Here is a 21,421-nt window from a genome sequence, read left to right as displayed (position 1 = left end):
CATGAAAATCAGAAAAATATATTTACTCGCTATAGCCTCCCTGGTATTGGCATCCTGTCAGAAATCATTAATGGTTGATCCAGAAAGCACTTTGACCCAAGATGATATCAAAGAAATAGTTAAAAGAGATCCAGATAAAGTTTTGAATCCCCTGGTCACAAATCTGGTTGAGCAGGTAAATAATTATACCTACAGCAATTCTGTAGACACAAGAAATTATTCCGTAAATAATTTGCTCCTGAGTCTGAAAGGTAATGACATGGTATTGGCCAATTCAACAAGTTGGTTAAAGGGTGACTATGAGATGCGTGCTTATCGAGAAGAAAATTCGCCACGTACCCAGATCTATTGGGGGACATTTTACCGTTATATTTTCCAGGCTAATCAAATACTATCGGTAATTCCTGAAATAGACGAAAGTGTATTGTCTACTACCAATAAATCTATCATGCGCTATAAAGCAACGGCATTGGCTATGCGTTCATTTGCTTACACTAATTTGATGTGGCTTTATCAGGATGATTATTTGCATGGCGGAAAAGACAAATTAGGTGTACCTATTGTAGACCCTTCGGGTGACCCCCAGCCACGAGCTACTTCGGCACAGGTTTGGGAGTTGATCATCAAAGATGCGGAGTTGTCGGTAAATTTATTTAAGAAAATTGGCAATTATAAAACTGAATCCAGAACAGATGTAGACGGCAGTGTGGCATCCGCATTTCTTGTTCGTGCCCAGTTAACTATGGGAAATTGGGATAAAGCCATTAGTGCAGCAGATGACATTTTAGCGGTTTACCCTGATCTGTTCAATGAAGCAGATTATACCACTGTTGGGATGACTTTATTGACTAAAGAAGCTATTTTTGGATATGCGTACTCCAGTATAACCGGAAAGGGGACTTCTTCATTTTATGGTTGGATGAACATCAAATCTGAAGGTGGCTATGGGGGTTCACAAGGGCATTGGATGGCTATTGATCAACGTTTATTTGATCAGATTCCGAATTCGGATTACAGAAAGAAAAATTTTGTAAACCTGGATTTTATCGAATACACCTATCCAACTTCCGGCGCAAAAGTAAAATTCGAAAAATATTATAACCTCAAGTTTGCTGCTCCTAAAATTTCGGCCGCTATTCCTGAGTATAATCAAAATGAAATTTACATTCGGGCATCTGAAATTATCTTAGCAAAAGCTGAGGCACAAGCCAGGGGGAATAAAGATGGCGATGCCCAAACCACCCTTTTTAACCTGGTTTCTAAACGCGATCCAAGTTATGTTAAAAGCGCAAAAACCGGTGCAGGGCTTTTGGATGAAATCAAATTGCAAAGAAGAATTGAATTGTGGGGAGAAGGTGGTATGGAATTCTATGACAACAAACGTTGGAACGTGGGGGTTGATCGAACTTCATCTGCCAACCACCAATTTAAAAACGTTGTACTTCCCGGTAAAGAATTCACTTTACAAATACCTTTAAACACTGAATTAAATTATAACGATTTGATTCAGGAACAGAATCCATAGATTCTAGTACAGATAATTTTTGTAAAAAGGGCTGTTAAGTTATTTTAACAGCCCTTTTTAGCATGATTAAAAAACTAAATTTATTACCGTTTATTACCGAGTTGTTCTGCCAGACCGATCAGAATCCCTTCTGCTCCGCGAATGTAGCACAGCCGGTATGAGTCTTGATACTGCACCACTTCGCCAACGAGTTGAGCGCCATGTTTGATGAGCCTGGATACCATCTCGTCAATGTCTTCAACAGTGAACATGACACGTAAATAACCGAGCGAGTTCACGGGGGCTGTACGGTGGTCTGAAACAACAGTAGGGCTGAGAAATTGCGAAAGCTCCAGACGGCTGTGGCCATCAGGGGTAACCATCATGGCAATCTCTACGTGCTGATCGCCCAGTCCGGTAACACGACCAGCCCACTCGCCCTCAATGGTGGCCCGACCTTCAAGCTTTAGGCCTAGCTCTATAAAAAAAGGGATTACATTGTCGAGCGATTCCACAACGATGCCCATATTGTCCATTCTTATTAATTTGTTATTTTCCATAGTTTTAACTGTTAGGATCCATCCATACATATTCCCAATGGTGGCCATCAAGGTCTTCGAAGCTGTGTTGGTACATAAAGCCGTAATCTGTGGCCGGATTAGGTATAGTGGCGCCCGCTGCTTCTGCTTTGTCCACCATTTCGTTAACGGTATCTTTACTGTCGGCAGATAAGCAAATAGAGCATTCTACCGCTTTGTGGGCATCTACAATTTCTTTTTTAGTAAAGGTCTGAAAGAAAGGTTCTGTCAGCAGCATGATGTAAATGGTATCGCTGACGATCATACAGGTTGCTTTCTCGTCGGTAAATTTTGGGTTAAAAGTATAACCCAGTTTGGTAAAAAACGCTACAGATCTGTTGAGGTCTTTAATGGGTAGGTTTACAAAAATTTGAGTTGCCATATTATCTTTTTGTTTTCGTTCTATTCAAAGGTACAGTAATGCCATGTACATTCAAATGTGCAATAACGACAAGTTAAGGGGGGAAATGCGACTGTGAAGCCTCTTCGGTATATTATTCATTCTGCATTTCAGTAATGTTTTTATCTTGCTCAAGAATAATACTTTGCAGCGCGTTATGAATAACCGGAAAGAATAATTATTATTGATATTCCATTCTAACCAAATTGTAATAACCAGCTAATAATTAATGGTTGACAACCGCCATATTGCCGATTCTGATTTGCTTGCTTTACTCCAGCAGGGGAATCAAAATGCTTTTACAACCATTTACAATACTTATTGGAAGGTGCTTTTTCGTAGCGCGTACCGTGTCCTCAATGATACGGCCGCCGCTGAAGATATTGTGCAGAACGTGTTTTTCAGTTTATGGAAACGTCGCGAAGAAGCAAAAATTTTAAACTTGAAAGCATATCTGCAGCAAGCTACCAGGTTTAGCGTGTTTCAGGCGATCCGCGAACAAAAACACGATGATTCTTTTTATAATCGCCTGGCCCTGGTGACCACTGATCTGATTACCGACAATCCTTTACTTTTTAAAGAGCAACAACAACTGTTGCAGAACATCATTGAATCCTTGCCTGATGATTGTAAGGAGGCCTTTCGTTTGAGCCGGGAAGAGCAAATGACTTATAAGCAGATTGCGGCCTTGTTGAACATCTCTGAAAAGACAGTAGAAAAGCGCCTCAGCAAATCTTTAAAACATATTCGCAATGGTTTAAGCTTCAGCTCATGCCTTATAGTGCTGACTAGTTACTAGGTTTTTAAATTATTTTTCTTTTTTGCGTAGGGTGTCCACACGTTTTTTACACTTATAATAAACGGACAATAACGGCCCCATGGAAAAACAACGCTTTTTAATTTTATTGGACAAATATATTAACAGGCAAGCTACGCAAGAAGAGCAGGGCCTGTTGGAAGAATATTATAAAAGATTAGATGCATTGTCTGAGCTTGAACTGTCTGATCAGGAAGAAAGTAAATTTCAGCAATCCATGCTGCAACAGATTCAAAGCCGTATAGCTTCAGAAGAAGAGCATGTTGAGCCAAAGCTGAAACGTAGTTATAAAATTTGGTACATGGCTGCTTCCATATTGTTGCTATTGACTGTTGGAAGTTATTTTTATGAGGCTAAAACCCCGCGTCCAGTAGTGCAAACTGCGAATTTGAAGGCGAACGACATTTCGCCGGGTTCAAATAAGGCCGTGCTGACCTTAAGTAACGGAAAGGAAATCGTTTTGTCGGATGCTGACAATGGGGTATTGACCAACCAAGGTTCAACTAAAATTGTTAAGAAGGCCAATGGAGAACTGGCTTATCAGGTTGAAAATAAGGATGCCAATCCTCAAACTTTGTTCAATACCATCACCATCCCAAGAGGGGGACAATATGAGGTGATTTTACCTGATGGAACTAAGGTTTTATTGAATGCTGCATCTTCATTAACGTATCCAACACAATTTAATGGTCAGCAAAGAAATGTGGAGCTTAAAGGAGAGGCCTATTTTGAAGTTGCAAAAAGAAAGGCAATGCCTTTTGTAGTAAAAACAAGCGATGTTGAAATTAAAGTTTTGGGCACCCATTTTAACATTTCAGCTTATCAGGATGATCCGGTAATAACTACCACCTTACTTGAGGGCTCTGTTAGTATAAATAAAGGAAACGTTACTGCTTTGCTTAAACCGGGGCAACAAGGCATCTCAAGATCGGGCCTAAAAACCGTTTCTGTGCAGAATGCCAACATAGAACAAGTTATGGGCTGGACAAAAGGATCCTTTGTATTTGCAGACCTGAGTATAAAAGAAGTAATGAAAATAGCGAGTCGCTGGTACGACATTGATGTGGAATACCAGGGCAATGTGCAAAGTAAAAAATTCGGCGGAACCACATCCAGATATAAGAACATCACAGAGTTACTTGATTATATGAAAATAACAGGGGGCGTTAACTATAAAATCGAAGGAAGGAGGGTGATTCTTATGAATTAACGGGTACCCCATAAATCATAGGAATTTAACAAATGTCAGGAGCGTACCACCGCTCCTGACAGTGTAGCTAATTGTAGCTGCTGTTAAGTAGCCTAATGATCGCTTTTCAATCAACCAAATATTTAAGAAACCTAACATTCAAATGTATAAAAAAACTACTGCAATCAGATGCGGGAGGTGCTACTTCTTTCACCCTAAATTTTTGCTGATTATGAGACTATCATATCTTCTATGTCTTATTTCCTTGAATGCATTGAGCGCAGCTTCGGTAGCGCAGAAGATCACTTTAAATAAAAAAAACGCCTCACTTAAGGAAACATTGAATGACATTCGTCACCAAAGTGGATATAACATATTTTATGATGTCGATCTCATTAATCATGCAAAACAGATCAGCATCAATGTTAAAAATGTTTCGCTGGAGGAGGCCTTAAATAAATGCTTTCTTGAGCAGCCTTTCAGTTATAAAATTGATAAGCAGACCATTTTAGTTACTCCTAAAGTGACTATGGCCCCAATACAGCAAGTCTCCATCACAGGAGTGATTAGAGACGAAGATAATCAACCTTTATTTGGGGCTACAGTTAAACTGAAAAATTCACAGATTTTTACAGCCAGTACTAAAGATGGGAAATACAAAATAGTTGTCCCGGACCAAAATGCGATACTGGTTTTTTCTATGATCGGTTTTGATACGCAAGAACTTCCTGTTGCCGGAAAAACGACCATTAATGTTACCTTGAAACCAAAAAAAACGGACTTAAATGAAGTGGTGGTTATTGGCTACGGTACGGTAAAGCGAACTGATTTGACAGGTTCTGTGGCAGAAGTTAATATGAAAGATTTTAACAAGGCCTCAGTTAAATCTTACGACGAGGCATTGGCGGGAAGAGTTGCCGGTGTTAGCGTTTCTGGAAATGATGGTCAGCCTGGTGGCGTAAATAACATTGTCATCAGGGGCTATGGTTCAATAACTCAGGACAATTCTCCTTTGTATGTCGTAGATGGTTTTCCGCTTGAAGACGGGATGAACAACTCGATAAATCCTACTGATATTGAATCCATCAGTGTACTTAAAGATGCCTCTTCGACCGCTATTTACGGTGCCAGGGGCGCAAATGGTGTAATCATCATTACCACAAAAAAAGGGAAAGCAGGGATGCCGGTGCTTGGGTTTGATGCCTACTATGGTGTACAGAACGTTGTTAAAAAAATGGACTTATTAAGTCCTTATGAATTTGTGAAGTACCAGCTGGAACTTAACCCAACAATTGCCCCGCAAACTTACCTCACACAAGGCAAAACTTTAGATAGTTATAAAGATGTAAAAGGGATCAATTTGCAGGACCTTATTTATCAAACTGCGCCTGTTCAAAATTATTCCATTTCATTAAGGGGCGGAAATGACAAAACCAGGTATGCCATTTCTGGAAATATATTTGATCAGCGAGGTCTTGTCATCAACTCGGGATTTAAACGCTATCAGGGTAGGATGAATCTGGATCAGACCATCAGTAAAAAGTTGAAGGCCAGCGTAAACGTCAACTACAGCAACAGCAAATCTTATGGCGTAAGTCCATCAGAACCAACGTCAAATGTTTCGTATAGCAACAACCTTTTTTATGCCGTTTGGGGTTATAGGCCCGTTACTGGCCGTGATAACGATGATGTATTATTGGACAATCTGATAGATCCTTCCTTAGAAGGAAATCTTTTTGCTGACTATCGGGTAAATCCTGTGATCTCTGCAAAAAATGAGGTTTTAAATGCCATCACAGACAACCTGATTGCCAACGGTGTACTGATTTATTCGATTACTCCTGATCTTAGTCTGCGCATATCAGGCGGCGTAACCAGAAATACCAGGAAAACAGAAAGCTTTTTTAATTCTATGACCAGCAGAGGAAGTATCTACAATACTTTTGGTGTAAATGGATCTATCTACACGGCAGTCTCTAACTCTTGGTTAAATGAAAATACGCTAAATTATAAGAAAAGCATTAAGGGTGGCCATAACCTAACTGCACTGGGAGGTTACACGATGCAGGCTTTAGAGTCGGGCCGTTATGGTTTTAGTGCCACATCAGTGCCAAATGAAGCACTTGGACTTGATGGGCTGGATCAGTCGGCCTTATTGTCTGCCGTATCTTTGAGTTCTCGTTGGGGCCTGGCCTCATTTTTAGGTAGGGTAAACTATGACTATAAGTCGAAATACCTGTTAACAGCTTCAATTCGTGCGGATGGCTCTTCTAAGTTTGCTCCCGGTCATCGTTGGGGCACTTTTCCTTCTGCATCCATTGCCTGGAACATGAACAAGGAAGAATTATTTGCCAAAATGAACTTTATATCAGAAGCAAAATTAAGGATAAGCTACGGTTTGACAGGTAACAACAGGATTGCCGACTTTGGTTATTTATCACAGATCACATTGGGCGTGTTGCCAGGTTATTCCTATAACAATGGGGCAACTTCTACAGGTTCACAGCTCAATTCGATGGGTAATCCTGACTTGAAATGGGAAACAACAGCCCAGACAAATATAGGTTACGACCTGGGATTGTTTAAAAACAGGATTATGTTAACTGCAGATGTGTATAGGAAAACGACCAAGGATTTGTTGTTAATGGCAAATCTTCCTTTTACTATGGGAATTGGCTCTGCTTTTAAAAACGTAGGCAAAGTTCAGAATGAAGGGTTGGAATTTACGTTGACTACGGTTAATGTGAGTACAAAAGACTTTAACTGGAAAACGAGTTTTAATATTGGTTTTAACAGAAACAAGGTGCTGGAGCTGACGGAAAATCAGCAGGAAATACTAAGTCCTGTGTTGTTTGATTTTTCTTATAATTCATTGTTTGCTTATACCGCACAAAAAGGACAGCCGGTTGCACAGATGCGTGGTTATTTGTGGGATGGTGTATACCAATACAGCGATTTCGATCAGCCTACACCGGGCAACTATGTGCTTAAAAGCACGGTGACAACCAATGGTACTGCACGCGCAAATGTGAAGCCGGGCGACATTAAGTATAAGGATCTTAACGGCGATTTGGTTGTGAATGCGAGTGACATTACCACCATCGGGAAAGGTGTACCGCTGCATACCGGGGGTTTTGTAAATGATTTTATGTATAAGAATTTTGATCTCAATATCTTTTTCCAGTGGTCTTACGGCAACGATCTCCTGAATGCCAACAGATTGGTTTTTGAAGGGAATGGAAAAAATACGATATCGCTGAACCAGTTTGCGAATTGGGCAGACAGATGGCAGCCTGATAACCCAAGTAATAACTTATTTAGAACAGGTGGACAAGGGCCGTTCGCCTACTCGAGCAGGATCATTGAAGATGGATCTTACCTCCGTCTTAAAACGGTTACTCTGGGCTACAAAATTGGAGATGCCTATGCGAAGAAGCTGGCTATAAAGTCGCTTCGGGTATTTGCTTCTGCTCAAAATTTATTGACCTGGACCAATTATTCGGGGCCTGATCCTGAAGTGTCTATTCGTAATTCTGCCCTTACCCCAGGCTTTGATTATTCCGCTTACCCGCGTCCCAGAATGCTAACTTTTGGATTAAACCTGGTTCTTTAATTAAACGATCATGAAAAAAATATTTTTTATCCTCACAACGCTTTTGTTTTTTAATTTCTCCTGCTCAAAGCTGTTAGATACTAAGCCAACGGATTTTGTGGTTCCGGAATTTTTCTACTCCAATGCTGCCGAACTCCAGATGGCATTAAATGGTGTTTATTCACAGCTTATTGATGCGGACTGTTATGGGAACAACTATTTATATATGTTCAATACCAATACAGATGAATCTTACGGATTCAGTATTGATTTAATCACTTCTTACCAATACACTTTTACAGATACGAAGGTAAATGTACTTTGGAATAGCAGCTACATTGGTATTGAACGGGCAAATATGTTGTTGGCCAATATCAATAAGCCGCAGATGGATGAGACCAAAAGAGGTATCATTGAAGGAGAAGCTTTGTTTTTAAGGGCATATTTCTACTTTTTATTGGTAAGCAATTACGGAGATGTTCCTTTAAAACTTACGCCTACTGCTTCCGTAAAGGATGTTAACATTGCAAGAACGCCAACGAAGGATGTTTATGCGCAAATTGTGAAAGACATGATTAGGGCAGAAACCTTGCTGCAAACGCAAACCATCACTTCAGTTGGTTATTCCGGTAAAATAACCAAGACTGCAGTACAGGGCATGCTGGCAAGGGTATATTTGTATATGGCAGGCTTTCCGCTAATGCAGACAGACAAGTATGCGGATGCCTTGTTTTGGGCGCAGAAAGTGGTAGACTCAAAAGAACATGGCTTAAATCCCGACTATAGTCAGGTTTTTATCAATTATGCGAAAAATAAATATGATGTAAAAGAGAACCTCTGGGAGCTTGAGTTTTTTAGAGACAACAATGGCTTTGCCAATAAGGGTGGTACCTATGCAGGCCGTTTTTGCGGCATCAGGTGTTCAGACAATTCTGTGGGTTATAGCACAGGGAGCATCGTGGCTACCCGAAAGCTATTTGATCTTTACCAGATTAATCCGGCCAGCGTTACCACACCTAACAAGGAATCGTTTGACCTGCGCAGGGATTGGAATTGTGCGAATTACAATTATGGATCTGCAGCCGTTGCAAAGAAAACCGCTGTTACCAGTCCATGGTTAATGTGTGCAGGGAAATGGAGAAGAGAGTATGAGGAGGTTGTTCCTAAGAATTCCAATTTCACCCCTCAGAACTTCCCAATGCTGCGGTATAGCGATGTTTTGTTGATGCTTGCAGAGGCTGAAAACGCGGTGAACGGGCCGACAAAAGTTGCCTACGATGCAATTAATGAAGTACGAAAAAGAGCTTATGGATTGATGTTGCCAACGCCACCAAATCCAACTGTAAATTCGGCCCTGACACCGGGGCTACTACAGGATAAATTTCTGGATGCCATTAAAGCAGAACGGTCGAGAGAGCTTTGTTTTGAAGCTTTAAGAAGGCCTGATCTGATTCGCTGGGGCAATTTTGTACAGGACATGAAGACCTTTTTGGCCTATGCTATTGCCAATGGTGGTAATAACTTAACCATCACCACTGCATCAAGAATGGTGACTGAACGGAACCTGTTGTTGCCGATTCCGAGTTATGACCTTTCCTTAAATAAACTGTTAACACCAAATCCAGGATACTAATGAAGAACATAAATCTTTTATTAGTGAGATGCCTATGCGTTTCACTGGTTGTTGCTGTGCAACTTTGTTTGCTAAACCTGGGTTTTGCTTATGGACAACAGCAGTCGGCTGCAAAGGAAGTTAAACCGGGCCAGATCAATATTGTGCAAACCGTACCGGGGAATATTTTTTATGCGCATGATCCAAAGCAGTTTAGCATCCAGGTAGCCGCTGATTCGATTGAATGGGCCTGTTATGACTATTGGAACAATAAAGTGCTGTCGGGGAAAAATGTAGTTGTTGCCAATACAGTAGCATTTAGCATTGAACCTAAAGGGCTTGGCTGGTTTAAGCTTTTGATTGATGCAAAGAAAAATGGACTGAGTACAGGGCTAAAAGAAACTTCTTTTGCCATTGTTTCAAATTTTGATCTGAGTAAGGTCAGCGAGTCTGCCTTTATGGGGCAAACACATTCCTGGCAATCGGCCGAAATATTGCTCCCTATTGCCAAAAAAATGGGGGTGAAATATGTTCGTGATGCGATCAGGTGGGATGCCATTGAAAAACAGAAGGGGATTTATAAATTTGGTGACAAGCAGGATCAGTTTATTTCCTTGCTTGCGCTGAATGGTATGAAGCCTTACATCGTTTGTGCTTTGTACAATCCACTTTATGACAACGGTTTGTCGCCTGTTACTGAACCGGCTCAACTGGCTTTTGCAAATTATGTGAAACAGCTGCTGGGGCGGTATCCCGCAATTGCGGATATCGAGATCTGGAACGAGCCAGATATTCCTACCTTTTCAAAGGGCCTGACCACAACGGATGAAAAGACCAATTTTTACTTCAATCTTTTAAAAACGTCTTATGAGCAGGTTCATCCCTCATTTCCAAAGGTAAAGGTGATTGGTATGGTGCTGGGCGATGTTGGAACGGATCAGTTAGTAAATAAGATCTTACAAAAAGGGGCGTTGAAGTTTATGGATGAGTATTCTTTTCATTCTTACCGACCCGTTCCTGAATTGATAGCACTAGATATCGATAGGCATAAAGCCATCATGAGATCACATAATGGGGACAAGCTGATTCCTATAAACTTGTCAGAAACCGGATTTACCTCTTTTACATTTACGGAGAAGGAGCAGGCCAGTGCTTTACCAAGAAGGATTGTGAGCGCTTTGTCCAACGGTATCCAAAGAATAGGCATTTACAATTTGCAGAATAAATCTACTTTGTTTGATCGGGAAGGTGCTTATGGGTTAATCAGGCATCAGAATGATACTTTGGGTGCTTATACGCCTAAGCCCGGTTTCGCAACTTATGCAGCGTTGACTCGTGAATTATCCGGGGCAAAGTTTGTGGAGGAAGAGGCGGTTTCTCCAGGCTTAATTCATGCTTATAAGTTCAAAAAAGGCGGACAAGATGTACGTGTAATGTATGCGCTTTCGGGAACAGGTGTTCATCTTTATCCTAAAGAAGCCGCTATCGATGTTGTTGATGTGATGGGTAACCTTAAAACGTATAAGGCAGTAAACGGGGTCGTTTCTCTAATATTGGATGAAAACGCTATTTATATTAAAGGGCAACTGAAGTCGCCATATGCTAAAGAGTATGTGCTCAATGCGAGCAGTCCGGTACAATTGAAATATGGATTTTATGCTGGAGGTTATACGGAATCTGCTGGTAAATGGTTTCCGGCGATAGAAGAAGTGAAGGGCCAGGATGGTAAAAGGACGAGGGTAGTGGCTAAAGCTGATCTTGAAGCTAAGGTAACCTGGAAATCTGCAATTGCGATACCTGGAGATTATCAGTTGTCCGTATACCTTCCCTCGAATGCTGCCTTAAAAGTTAATGCGACCAGGAATGCCCTTTATACCGTTTATGTGGGCGGAAAAAATGTAAAAACAATCCAGGTAGATCAATTCGCCAACCAGGGGAAATGGTTTGACTTAGGTACTTATCAATTATCGAGAGGTACTAATAACTATGTGGAACTCACTGCGGAACAGGCTGGACAGCCTTTGCGTGCAGATGTGATCAGCTATAAATTAATCAATTAAACCGTCAATTAACGAAATCAATATGAATGTCAATATTTTTAAAAGATTACTGATCCTTTCTATAATTTACTTTTTAAACGTCCAGTTTTCCAATGCTCAGAAAGTGGACAATTATACGGTTGACGTCTGTATCTACGGCGGCAATTCGGCAGGTGTAATTGCGGCCTACAGTGCAAAAAGACTAGGAAAAACTGTTTTGCTGATTGAGCCAGGCAAAAATTTGGGAGGATTAAGTTCCGGGGGATTAGGCTATACAGACATAGGAAATAAGAATGTGGTAACTGGTCTTTCCAAGGATTTTTACCGCAGAATCGGATCACATTATGGAAAGCTTGAACAATGGATTTTTGAGCCGCATGTGGCAGAAAACATCTTTAAGGATTACATTAACCGGGCTGCTGTAGATGTGTTGTATGATTATAGGCTTTCGGACGTAACCAAGGTTAACAATGCGATTAAATCTATCACAATTGAACCTTCTGGGGCAGCTTCAAAACTAAAACATAAAGTTGTAAATGCTAAAGTATTTATAGACTGTAGTTATGAGGGCGATTTAATGGCAAAAGCAAAAGTGACGTATACTGTAGGGCGTGAGGCCAATTCAAAATACAATGAAACCTATAACGGGGTTCAGTTGTTGGATGGACATCAGTTCCCGGATCACATCGATCCATATCGCATTAAAGGAGATTCTACAAGCGGATTAATTTGGGGAGTTAGCAAAAATCGCTTAATGCCACAGGGCTCTGGAGATCATAAAGTTCAATCTTATAATTATAGAATTTGTTTGACGGACGACCCTAAGAATCGCATCGCGATACAGAAACCAAAAGGATATGACAGTACACAATTTGAGTTGCTGGTAAGGTTAATGGAGAAGCAGAAAGATAAAGTACAACTGAAAGATTATTTTATTTGGAGTGCAATGCCTAACCGGAAAACGGACATCAACAATCGCAATGGATTTTCTACTGATATGATTGGTCTTAATTTTGCCTATCCTGATGGAGATTATATCGTTAGAAAAAAATACATTGATGATTTAACAGGATATACAAAGGGCTTATTGTACTTTTTTGGCCATGATAAAAGGGTGCCCTTGGTACTTAGAAACGAAATGTTGCAGTGGGGTTATCCAAAAGGTGAATTTAAGGGAAATAATAACTGGTCGCATCAGCCTTATATAAGGGAAGCCAGGAGAATGGTGGGCGCATATGTGGTTAGTCAGGCAAATTGTGTTGGTGAATCTGTAGCTGAAGATGGAATTGCATTGGCGGCTTATAATATGGACTCTCATAATACTGACCGTATGGTTATTAACCACATGGTAAAAAATGAGGGTAATGTAGAGATTCCGGGTTTGTCTCCATATCCGATTAGTTACAGAGCTTTAGTGCCTAAGGAAGAGGAATGCCGCAACCTGATTGTACCGGTATGTTTATCGGCCAGCCACATTGCCTATGGCTCAATCAGGATGGAGCCAGTATTTATGGTGCTTGGACAAGCGGCAGCTGTAGCGGCAAATTTAGCGGTAGATCAAAAAGTCGCGGTGCAGGGTGTTGATTATCGCAAGATCAATGAGTGGTTGTCTAAAGATCCATTGATGGATGGTAGTTATCCCGAGCTTATTGTTGACAACCTTTCAAAAGAGGTAAAAACAGAAGGTGAATGGGGCTTGAGAAAAGGTCGTTCATATGGACCTAATGCACTTTATCACAATCAGAAAAGTGATGCTGCCGCATCTGTTACTTTTTACGCGAATGACTTGAAAGCTGGTCATTATGAGTTGTTTAGCTACCATCCGATAGTAAACAATGGTGCTGCGACAACTGAATTGCAAGTGTTTGATGGTGTTGATCAGCATAAGTATACGATTGTAAAAGCCGATATTAATGTGCTTGGACAAACATCAGGCGAGTGGGTGTCATTGGGTAAGTACAATTTTAAAGGAACCGGGAAGGCTTTTGTTAAAGTTATTGGTCATAAAGTTGGTGGTGTAGTGGTAGCTGATGCGATATTATTTAAACCATTAAAGGCTGGGAAATAATGGGATAGATATTTAGTTGTGATGGGGTAACCTGCACACCCATCACAACTATTCAAACAATAAGGCGACAGGAATGTTTTTGTTAAACATCGGCTAAAATGAGCGACAATAACAATACGAACAACAAATTTCCATTACTGAGCAGGATTTCATATTTAATGGATGAGCAGTTTAGATTCCCAGGTACGAAACTTCGTTTTGGGCTAGATCCTATATTTAATTTAATTCCTGTTGCAGGCGATATGGCCGGACTGGTCATTTCAGCCGGATTGCTGCTCGCCATTGCTAAAAAGGGAGCAAGTAACAAACTGGTCGTATTAATGTTGCTAAATATTTTACTGGATGCAACAATAGGTGCCATACCAATTGTTGGTCAAATCTTTGACTTCTTTTTTAAAGCCAATTCCCGGAATATTGGATTAATGAAAGCACACTACCTGGATGGTAAGCATCAGGGGAGCGGCAAAAACACGATTATAATTGTAATTGTTGTCCTTGTCCTCATGTCGGCTTTACTGTGTTATGGGGTGTACCACCTGGCAGTATGGTTGTGGACAGCGATTCAGATATAATTATTCTTTGATTTCTATTATTCCGTTCCTGTATAAGTCCAATGCTTTTTGCAAAATGCTGCTAATTGTCTTTATCGGCAAATCTTTGATTGGATTAACCCTGAAAATCTTCATTCGGGAACGGTCGCCTTGTTCCAGTAGGGGATGGTCCAGATATTTCCCTTCTACCATCAGAATATAAGGTTCGTCCGTTTTTTTATCCGTCCACAAATAGCAAAACATTTTCTTTTTATAGCAAAAGCAGGGCATTCCATATTTCTGCGTTTCGGTAATGTTTTCATCTTGCTCAAGAATAATACTTCGTAGCGCAAGTAGGCAGCTTTTGTTTGGCTCTTCCTTTTTAAGATAGTAGTTCTGAAGTTCTTCTAACATTTTCTCCTATTTTACGGTTACTGTTTACAGGAATGTTGGGTAGCATTCTTATAACAAATTTACTGAATTAAAACAGGCTTTCCACTTGCCTATCTTTTATGCATAGGACAGAAATATTTGTTCTTTGTAAAACAAAAAAGTCGGAAGATAAATCTTCCGACCATGATTGGGCTTAAGCCTTTTTTTTATTTCTTAATTTTCAGTTATCTGATAGATAAGAAATAATAAAATTATTTCGAAATGATATCAATGATAACAGTCCTGTTGTAAAAACGTTCTTCAGGGAGGTTATTATTAAACGGTGCACTATCCTCTCCTGAACCCAGGGTTTGAAACCTCAAATTACTTTTTCCTGCTTTGGTCGATGCATGCTCGAGTATATGTTGTGCCTGCTCGGCACGCTTTTGAGAGAGCTTACTGTTATAATCTTCACTGCCGATGATATCAGTATAGCCATGAATAGTAATAGCAGAACCATTACTAATCAAAGGTGCGACCACTTCAATTAAAAACTGTTCGTAAGCAGCTGCGGTATTTGCTTTGTTAAAATTGAACAAAACACTATACCTAAGCCCGGTTTGAAGTATTTCCTGTTCGCTTTGTAACTGAACTGAACTTTCCTTTTGTGTCATAGTCCCTTCTTTTGTTTCACCCAGCATCACTACTTTATAAATACCTTTTTCGTTGGTGCCAAGTATGCGTTGTGCAGCTATGCTTTCCTGGTTTTTAGTAAAAGGACCGAAATGCTGAACCTTTCCCTGCTGGTCCGTTAAATCTATAGTATAAGATTTGAGGAGTTCAGTTGCACGGTTTATGTTAAATACAACATGGCTGTCCATTGGGTCTGCTTGCGTTGTATTGATCTGCACCGGCTTCATCATTCCACCCCCTATTTCCATCATCAATTTATCGGATGTACTTTGAATGTCGACCCTGCGATCTCCAGCTCTTAATAATTCCAGTTCCTTTGTGCCACCAGGTTGTTCAGAAGGATCAACCGGCTTGGTACGGCCATTTATTGCAATTTTTGATTCTGGAATTTCAAATACCGTTGTCAGGTAGTTTTTTACAGCAGCCGCAAATTTCCTACCCTCATCAGGACCAGCTTTTGAAGCACCACTTAAAGTGATGCTAATCTCAGGATTGGCTTTCATACGGGCACCGACAATGTTCAAGATATTATAATAAACCGATAACTGCCTCACCGAACGTCCTGACATATCTGCTACAACTTCATTTTGAAGCTGTGATTCTTTAAAATCGACGGCTTGATTTTTTGAAAGCAGGGTGTAGCGGCCAGGTAGGGCGGTACTTCCTTCATCAAAAAATACATAGTTTAGTAATGGTAACGTTTCGCTCACCGCATTTTTTACCAGGAATTCTTTTGGTGCACGTACGGAGAAACTCACTTCCTGCACAGGGGCTACCGGAGCCGGTTCAGTTGGGCGCACCGCTTTTCTGGCTTTTCCAAATTTTAAGGCCACACCGGCACGTACTGTTGTGATCGACCAGCTTTCGATCTCTCTTACATCTTGTCCGAAGTAAGGATGATAGGAAACAAAGGGCGAAATCACAAACCTTGTGTTGCTTTCCGGAGCAGAAACGGGGATATCATATCCTATTCCTACCTGACCGGAAATTAAGGTTTTACGCACCTCCGAAAATTCGGCATTGGTATTGGGTTGTTTAAGCTGGGTGTAATTAAAATCTTTCTGTAAATTCATGGCCACACGCGGACCGGCAAAGAGGTAGAAATTACCTCCGCCAGGACTAAACTTAAGTGAAGGTTCTACCGTCAGGTAACTTACATTGGTTTTAAGATCTGCCGGACAATTACATGGGGCGATTACGCCATCAAACTTACCACCGCGCCCGTCATACCCGAAGTTAAGGGCAATACCCCATTTGCTGCTGGGCTGGTATTCAGCCAGTATAGATCCAAATGGGCGAATTCCTTTTCCTTTATGAAACGCTGTTGGAACCATGAGTGAGTTGTTAAGCGTTTGGGTTGTTCCGTCAAAGAAATTGCCGTTGGCTGCTCCTGACACGCCGAACGACCATTTAGGTTTTTCGGTTTGTGCGCTTGCATTTGTGGCGACAAAGGTGATTGCCAGCAAACAAATGAGGACTTTATTTAGGTTTTTATATATGGATAACATAACTGATTTTTTAATTTGTTTGTATGACTAGGGTTGAATAACAGTACTGGCGTTTAAGGTAACAGCAGTTTGTGCCAATAACCTGCCCGTAACTTTTGCTCCTGTGTTTAAAGAGATCAGTGTTTTGCTCAGAATGATCCCGCTAAAATCAGTATTAGATCCAAGTGTCGCTTGTCCGGTAACCACCCAAAATATATTCTTTGCCTGTGCACCGCCTAACAAAGTAATTTTTGCGCTATTGTTGACGGTAAGGTCCTGCGCGATCTGGAATACCCAGGTATCATTAGGTCCGCCTGTTAACGTTACGCCTGCATTTGATATCAGTACACCAGTAGACCATTTATAAAGCCCTGCAGTTAATATCCTGCCGCTAATATCTCCGGCATATAAGCCTACAATTGGTGCTGGGGTAACTAACCCATTCGCGGTTGTAAATGCTGTTTCCATATTACTGACTGCTGTTGTCATATTAGCAGGGGTCGGGGCGGCATAATCAGATGCATATACTTTTCCGGTTACAATTGGCGTCTGAGATGATTGACCATTGGTATCCATGATTAAGCCAAAGCCCGTAATGGCTGTTGCAGCTGCCGGACTTACACCTATGTTACCAATGACAGAAGTAATACCAGTGGTAGATATACCAGATTTTGTCAACACCGCAAAATCGCCTGCACCACCCAGATTTATAGCACCTGGTCCAATTCCCACTACCGGGATTGCGGCAAAACTAGCGGTGATATTTTTATTTGAAGTCATGCTTATCGTCAATGGATTCGTAGAGCCTGTAGCATCTACACTCCAACCCGTAAATAAATAGCCTGCATTCGGAACAGCCGTAAGCGTAACCAGTGCTCCGGGGTTATAACTGGCCAGTGCCGGTGTTCTGGTTACCGTTCCATTAATCGCGGTAACAGTTAAGGTATAGGTGTTTAGTGTAAAGTTTGCCACAAACGCCCTGTTGCCTGCTAAAGCAAATGTATAGCTTGGACTTGTAGACACGGGAAGCCCGGTGGTTTTATCCGTCCAGTTGGTAAAGGTATAACCTGGATTTGCAGCAGATGTAATGGTAACCGAAGTGGCTGAAGGATATGATCCTTCGCCGTTGGTTGTACCGCCTGCAACAGGGTTGGAGGTTAAAGTTACTGAAAACTGAGCAGCCGGGATCGCCCTGTAATTGGCAACCAGAGTCCTGTTTGCAATGATTGTGAACTGATAACTTGAACTTGCAGATACGGCGTTACCATTTTCTGTCCAGTTTACAAAAGTATATCCTGGATTGGCAGCCCCAACAACTGTAACAGAAGTACCGATGACATAAGCACCGGAGCCAGTGGTTGTACCACCTGCAGCAGGACTGGATGATAAGTTTACCGCAAAGTTACCCGGAGGGATCACCGTAAAGTTTGCAATTAAATTTCTGTTGTTTGTAATGGTAAACTGGTAGCTCGAACTATTAGAAACTACGTTGCCATTCTCTGTCCAGCTGGTAAAAGTATAGCCTGCATTAGGTACTGCAGTAACCGCAACCGATGAGTTCAACGCAAATGTCCCTGCACCTGAAAGCACACCGCCAATAGCGGGACTTGCCGTTAGGCTTACTCCAGGAATCGTTGTAAAGCTCCATAAATAGTTACTCTCCATAGTGGTATGAAATACATCCTTTGCTCCGGTAGTAACGGTGCCTGAGTATAATAAAAACGGGCTAAGCGGTACATTGGGCGTAAAAGTGAATACTTTCAAATCTGCTGTCGGCGAAATCTTACCGATAATGACGGTTGCGCCTTGCTTTATAGTAAGTGTCTGGTTATTTATAGTGGTAGAATCCATATCCGTATTAAAGGTTATAGAAATCACCTTGTTCAAAGGTACGTCAACAGCCTTGTCCATGGGATCAGTTGAAACAACAACCGGACAAAGCCCAATGATTTCATCTTTGAAATCATCCTTTTTGCAGGCACCAATAGTAGTGAGAAGCATTAAAATACCCAAAAATAGCATTTGATACATTTTTGAATGGCGCGGGAGTTTGCGCACGGAATTGCCCCCCTGGATTTGAGTAAAGTTATTTTTCATAATTATTTGATAAACTTGGATAAGAATCTTCCAACCGGGCTTGGTAATTTGAAATAATAGGGGAGATGATTAGTCTTCAAGTACAGCCACACTTGCAAAGGAAGTGCCCGTAATTTTTCTGAAGTAACTAATCCAGCTTACTTTCAATAAACCCGCTAACAATAAGAAATAACGTTACGCAGCTAGCGTACTATTCTAATTAATGGTCTTGCAGAGAGATTATGTTGCTTAATTAGGTGATTTGTAAACTATTGATAATATCATTAAATTTTTAATAAAATAATTTAATGATCTGTTTATAGGACTATTGTGTAACAATCCAACTATATTTTAAATTTTATCTGATAAATTGATTGACAATCTAATCTGTCGCATCCTATTTCAAATAGTTCAGTCGAGTCAACGCAATTCTTAAATTAATGTAAAAATTTCTATAATTGATCAAACTGCTTTGAATGAATATATAAATGCTTAATATTGAACAATTTTCTGTTTGAATCTATAAACAGAATTGTTGGGGAACAAAAAGATCGTGAAAAAAGGCAAAGATTTAATAGTGGATTGGGAATCATTCATTCAGAATGGAGACCAGTCTTCTTTTTATGATTTATACTCCCATTATCACGATTACCTTACTTATCTGGGGCTAAAGAAAGGTGCAAATCCTGAAAAAACGAAAGACTGTGTAAATGACCTCTTTTTGTATATCTATGAAAACAGACAAAAATTAGGTCATATTCTTAATCACCATAATTATTTAGTCACTTGTTTCCTTCGGAAGTTATTGCGCAAACAGCATTTTAGCGCTGAAGAAAGTCTTGATCTTTTAAATTTTGAAGATACACTTGTACATCCTTCTGTTGAGGCGTTGCATATACAGCAGCATGCTAATGCTAGTGTTACCTCACTTTTAAAATCTTATATCAATCGGCTTTCGGAGAGCCAGACCAGATTGATCTATCAAAAGTTTTATCTAGGGCTCTCTTATGATGAAATTTCTGAATCTAATCAGATTACTGTTAAAACAGCCTATAATACCATTTACAATGCTGTAGAAAGGCTTAAAAAGATAATTGGAGAGGAAGGAGTTGGGCCGTTGTCTATTCTTCTTTCCCTGCTTTCACTATTAATTTTATTTTATTTAAAAAATTCATAGGTAATATTTCAAATTTCTGCTCTATTGTTTAAAGTTTAATAAAATTAAATGCTAGGTAAAGATATTCTGGAGCTGGTAAATCAGGAGAGTTTTCTCAATTATTGTTTTAAAAGGAACAGTGATGATGTACAGTATTGGGAAGAATGGTTGCAAAAAAATCCTGAGGATAGGAAGCAAATTGATGGCTTCAGAAAAATGCTAATATCGATGGGGCAGGAATCCAGAAAACGGGTCAACGATGCAAACTTTGCGGAATTGCAGCATAAAATAGCCCAATCTAAAGTAAATATTAATCCAAAATCATATCCACTCTGGAAAAGATGGGGGATTGCAGCTGCTGCGGTTTTACTAATAGTTGGCGGAGGACTGTTTATCAGTCAAAATACGGGTGAGATTGTAGATATAGTAAATGCAAAGGATATTTCTCCAGGGGGAAATAGTGCGATTCTGATACTGGCAAATGGTCAAAAGGTTGACCTGGAACAGGTAGCCAATGGAGGCGTAATGAGTCAGTCTGGAATTAAAGTTGTTAAAAAGGCAGATGGGCAGATTATTTATGAGATTTCCGATGTAGCTGATAAAACTGCCTCAGATCAATACAATACCATAGAAACTCCAATAGGTGGACAATATCAGGTTAATCTTTCTGATGGTACAAAGGTCTGGCTAAATTCTGGATCATCGTTACGTTATCCAGTTAAATTTGTTGGTGCATATCGTAACGTGGAGCTCAAGGGAGAAGGTTATTTTGAGGTGTCAAAAAATAAGGCAATGCCATTTAAGGTAAATAACTCCAGACAAACAGTTGAGGTTTTGGGCACACATTTTAATATAATGGCATATGCAGATGAGCCAGTGGTTAAAACTACACTCTTAGAGGGAGTTGTAAAGGTAAGTGCTGGAAAGGCTAGTGCTTTACTTGCGTCTGGACAACAGAGTAAACTTGAGGGGGCTAAGGTCAATGTAATTGATCATGTTGACCTGGAGGATGCGGTGGCATGGAAAAATGGTTATTTTAAATTTAATGAAAGTCTGGAAAGTATCATGAGTAAAATCTCTCGCTGGTATGGTGTTGAGGTGATTTACGAGACGATTCCAGAACGTGATTTAACTTATTCGGGCAAAATATCAAGATCCAGGAACATTTCAGCTGTTTTAAAAATCATTGGATTTAACAGTGATGTTCGCTTTAAGATTGAAGGAAAAAAAGTCTACGTTATCAAATAATAAAAAGAGAATCAATTCAGTATTAAACCTAAACCAACAAACATGAAAAAATATCTACAA

Annotated in this window: 15 protein-coding genes; 10 read left to right on the top strand and 5 right to left on the bottom strand. The window is 40.3% G+C overall.

The window, feature by feature from the left end; translation table 11 throughout:
• The first annotated feature begins 1 nt into the window (after position 1).
• Entirely contained in the window at positions 2 to 1,525 is a 1,524-nt protein-coding gene (locus tag EZ444_RS10940) for a RagB/SusD family nutrient uptake outer membrane protein (RefSeq protein WP_131608789.1), read from the top strand.
• A gap of 83 nt (positions 1,526 to 1,608) precedes the next feature.
• On the opposite strand, the gene EZ444_RS10935 is transcribed toward EZ444_RS10940, so the two are convergent.
• Together EZ444_RS10935 and EZ444_RS10930 are read right to left on the bottom strand one after the other, a co-directional pair.
• Positions 1,609 to 2,064, bottom strand: coding sequence for a VOC family protein (locus EZ444_RS10935; RefSeq protein WP_131608788.1), 456 nt, complete (start codon positions 2,062 to 2,064; stop codon positions 1,609 to 1,611).
• 4 nt (positions 2,065 to 2,068) lie between these two features.
• On the bottom strand, positions 2,069 to 2,464 hold the full coding sequence (locus EZ444_RS10930; RefSeq protein ID WP_131608787.1) for a VOC family protein: 396 nt from the start codon (positions 2,462 to 2,464) through the stop codon (positions 2,069 to 2,071).
• A gap of 247 nt (positions 2,465 to 2,711) precedes the next feature.
• Here EZ444_RS10930 and EZ444_RS10925 point away from each other — a divergent pair, with 247 nt between their 5' ends.
• The 7 genes from EZ444_RS10925 (at position 2,712) to EZ444_RS10895 (ending at position 14,371) form a co-directional block, all read left to right on the top strand.
• Complete coding sequence (locus EZ444_RS10925) at positions 2,712 to 3,281, top strand: RNA polymerase sigma-70 factor (RefSeq protein WP_131608786.1); 570 nt, start codon at positions 2,712 to 2,714, stop codon at positions 3,279 to 3,281.
• Between the two features lie 79 nt (positions 3,282 to 3,360).
• On the top strand, positions 3,361 to 4,509 hold the full coding sequence (locus EZ444_RS10920) for a FecR family protein (protein WP_131608785.1): 1,149 nt from the start codon (positions 3,361 to 3,363) through the stop codon (positions 4,507 to 4,509).
• A 211-nt stretch (positions 4,510 to 4,720) separates the two neighbouring features.
• Entirely contained in the window at positions 4,721 to 8,101 is a 3,381-nt protein-coding gene (locus tag EZ444_RS10915; RefSeq protein ID WP_131608784.1) for a TonB-dependent receptor, read from the top strand.
• Positions 8,102 to 8,111: 10 nt separating this feature from the next.
• Complete coding sequence (locus EZ444_RS10910; RefSeq protein ID WP_131608783.1) at positions 8,112 to 9,713, top strand: RagB/SusD family nutrient uptake outer membrane protein; 1,602 nt, start codon at positions 8,112 to 8,114, stop codon at positions 9,711 to 9,713.
• Entirely contained in the window at positions 9,713 to 11,752 is a 2,040-nt protein-coding gene (locus tag EZ444_RS10905) for a golvesin C-terminal-like domain-containing protein (protein ID WP_131608782.1), read from the top strand. Before EZ444_RS10910 ends, EZ444_RS10905 begins: the two co-directional genes overlap by 1 nt.
• A 22-nt stretch (positions 11,753 to 11,774) precedes the next feature.
• On the top strand, positions 11,775 to 13,799 hold the full coding sequence (locus tag EZ444_RS10900) for an FAD-dependent oxidoreductase (RefSeq protein ID WP_131608781.1): 2,025 nt from the start codon (positions 11,775 to 11,777) through the stop codon (positions 13,797 to 13,799).
• Between the two features lie 98 nt (positions 13,800 to 13,897).
• Positions 13,898 to 14,371 (top strand): DUF4112 domain-containing protein, encoded by a 474-nt coding sequence (locus EZ444_RS10895; RefSeq protein WP_131608780.1) that lies wholly within the window; start codon positions 13,898 to 13,900, stop codon positions 14,369 to 14,371.
• Here the strand turns inward: EZ444_RS10895 and EZ444_RS10890 are convergent, their stop codons facing one another.
• The 3 genes from EZ444_RS10890 to EZ444_RS10880 all read right to left on the bottom strand — a co-directional run bounded on the left by EZ444_RS10890 (position 14,372) and on the right by EZ444_RS10880 (position 18,978).
• On the bottom strand, positions 14,372 to 14,743 hold the full coding sequence (locus EZ444_RS10890) for a DUF1801 domain-containing protein (protein WP_131608779.1): 372 nt from the start codon (positions 14,741 to 14,743) through the stop codon (positions 14,372 to 14,374).
• 230 nt (positions 14,744 to 14,973) lie between these two features.
• Positions 14,974 to 16,902: an OmpA family protein gene (locus EZ444_RS10885; protein WP_131608778.1), complete on the bottom strand. Its 1,929-nt coding sequence runs from the start codon at positions 16,900 to 16,902 to the stop codon at positions 14,974 to 14,976.
• A 27-nt stretch (positions 16,903 to 16,929) separates the two neighbouring features.
• Positions 16,930 to 18,978, bottom strand: a complete 2,049-nt coding sequence (locus EZ444_RS10880) for an ice-binding family protein (protein WP_131608777.1) — start codon at positions 18,976 to 18,978, stop codon at positions 16,930 to 16,932.
• 532 nt (positions 18,979 to 19,510) lie between these two features.
• Here EZ444_RS10880 and EZ444_RS10875 point away from each other — a divergent pair.
• Together EZ444_RS10875 and EZ444_RS10870 are read left to right on the top strand one after the other, a co-directional pair.
• A complete protein-coding gene (locus EZ444_RS10875) occupies positions 19,511 to 20,134 on the top strand; it encodes an RNA polymerase sigma factor (protein ID WP_131608776.1) in 624 nt (207 codons plus the stop codon).
• A gap of 48 nt (positions 20,135 to 20,182) precedes the next feature.
• Positions 20,183 to 21,361 carry a FecR family protein gene (locus EZ444_RS10870; protein WP_131608775.1) on the top strand — a complete coding sequence of 393 codons (1,179 nt, stop codon included), beginning with the start codon at positions 20,183 to 20,185 and terminating at the stop codon, positions 21,359 to 21,361.
• The last annotated feature ends 60 nt before the right edge of the window (positions 21,362 to 21,421 follow it).

It is taken from the genome of Pedobacter hiemivivus (assembly GCF_004331685.1).
GTDB lineage: Bacteria > Bacteroidota > Bacteroidia > Sphingobacteriales > Sphingobacteriaceae > Pedobacter > Pedobacter hiemivivus.
Note: the sequence above shows the minus strand (reverse complement) of the source record. Positions and strands in the feature narration are given on the sequence as shown.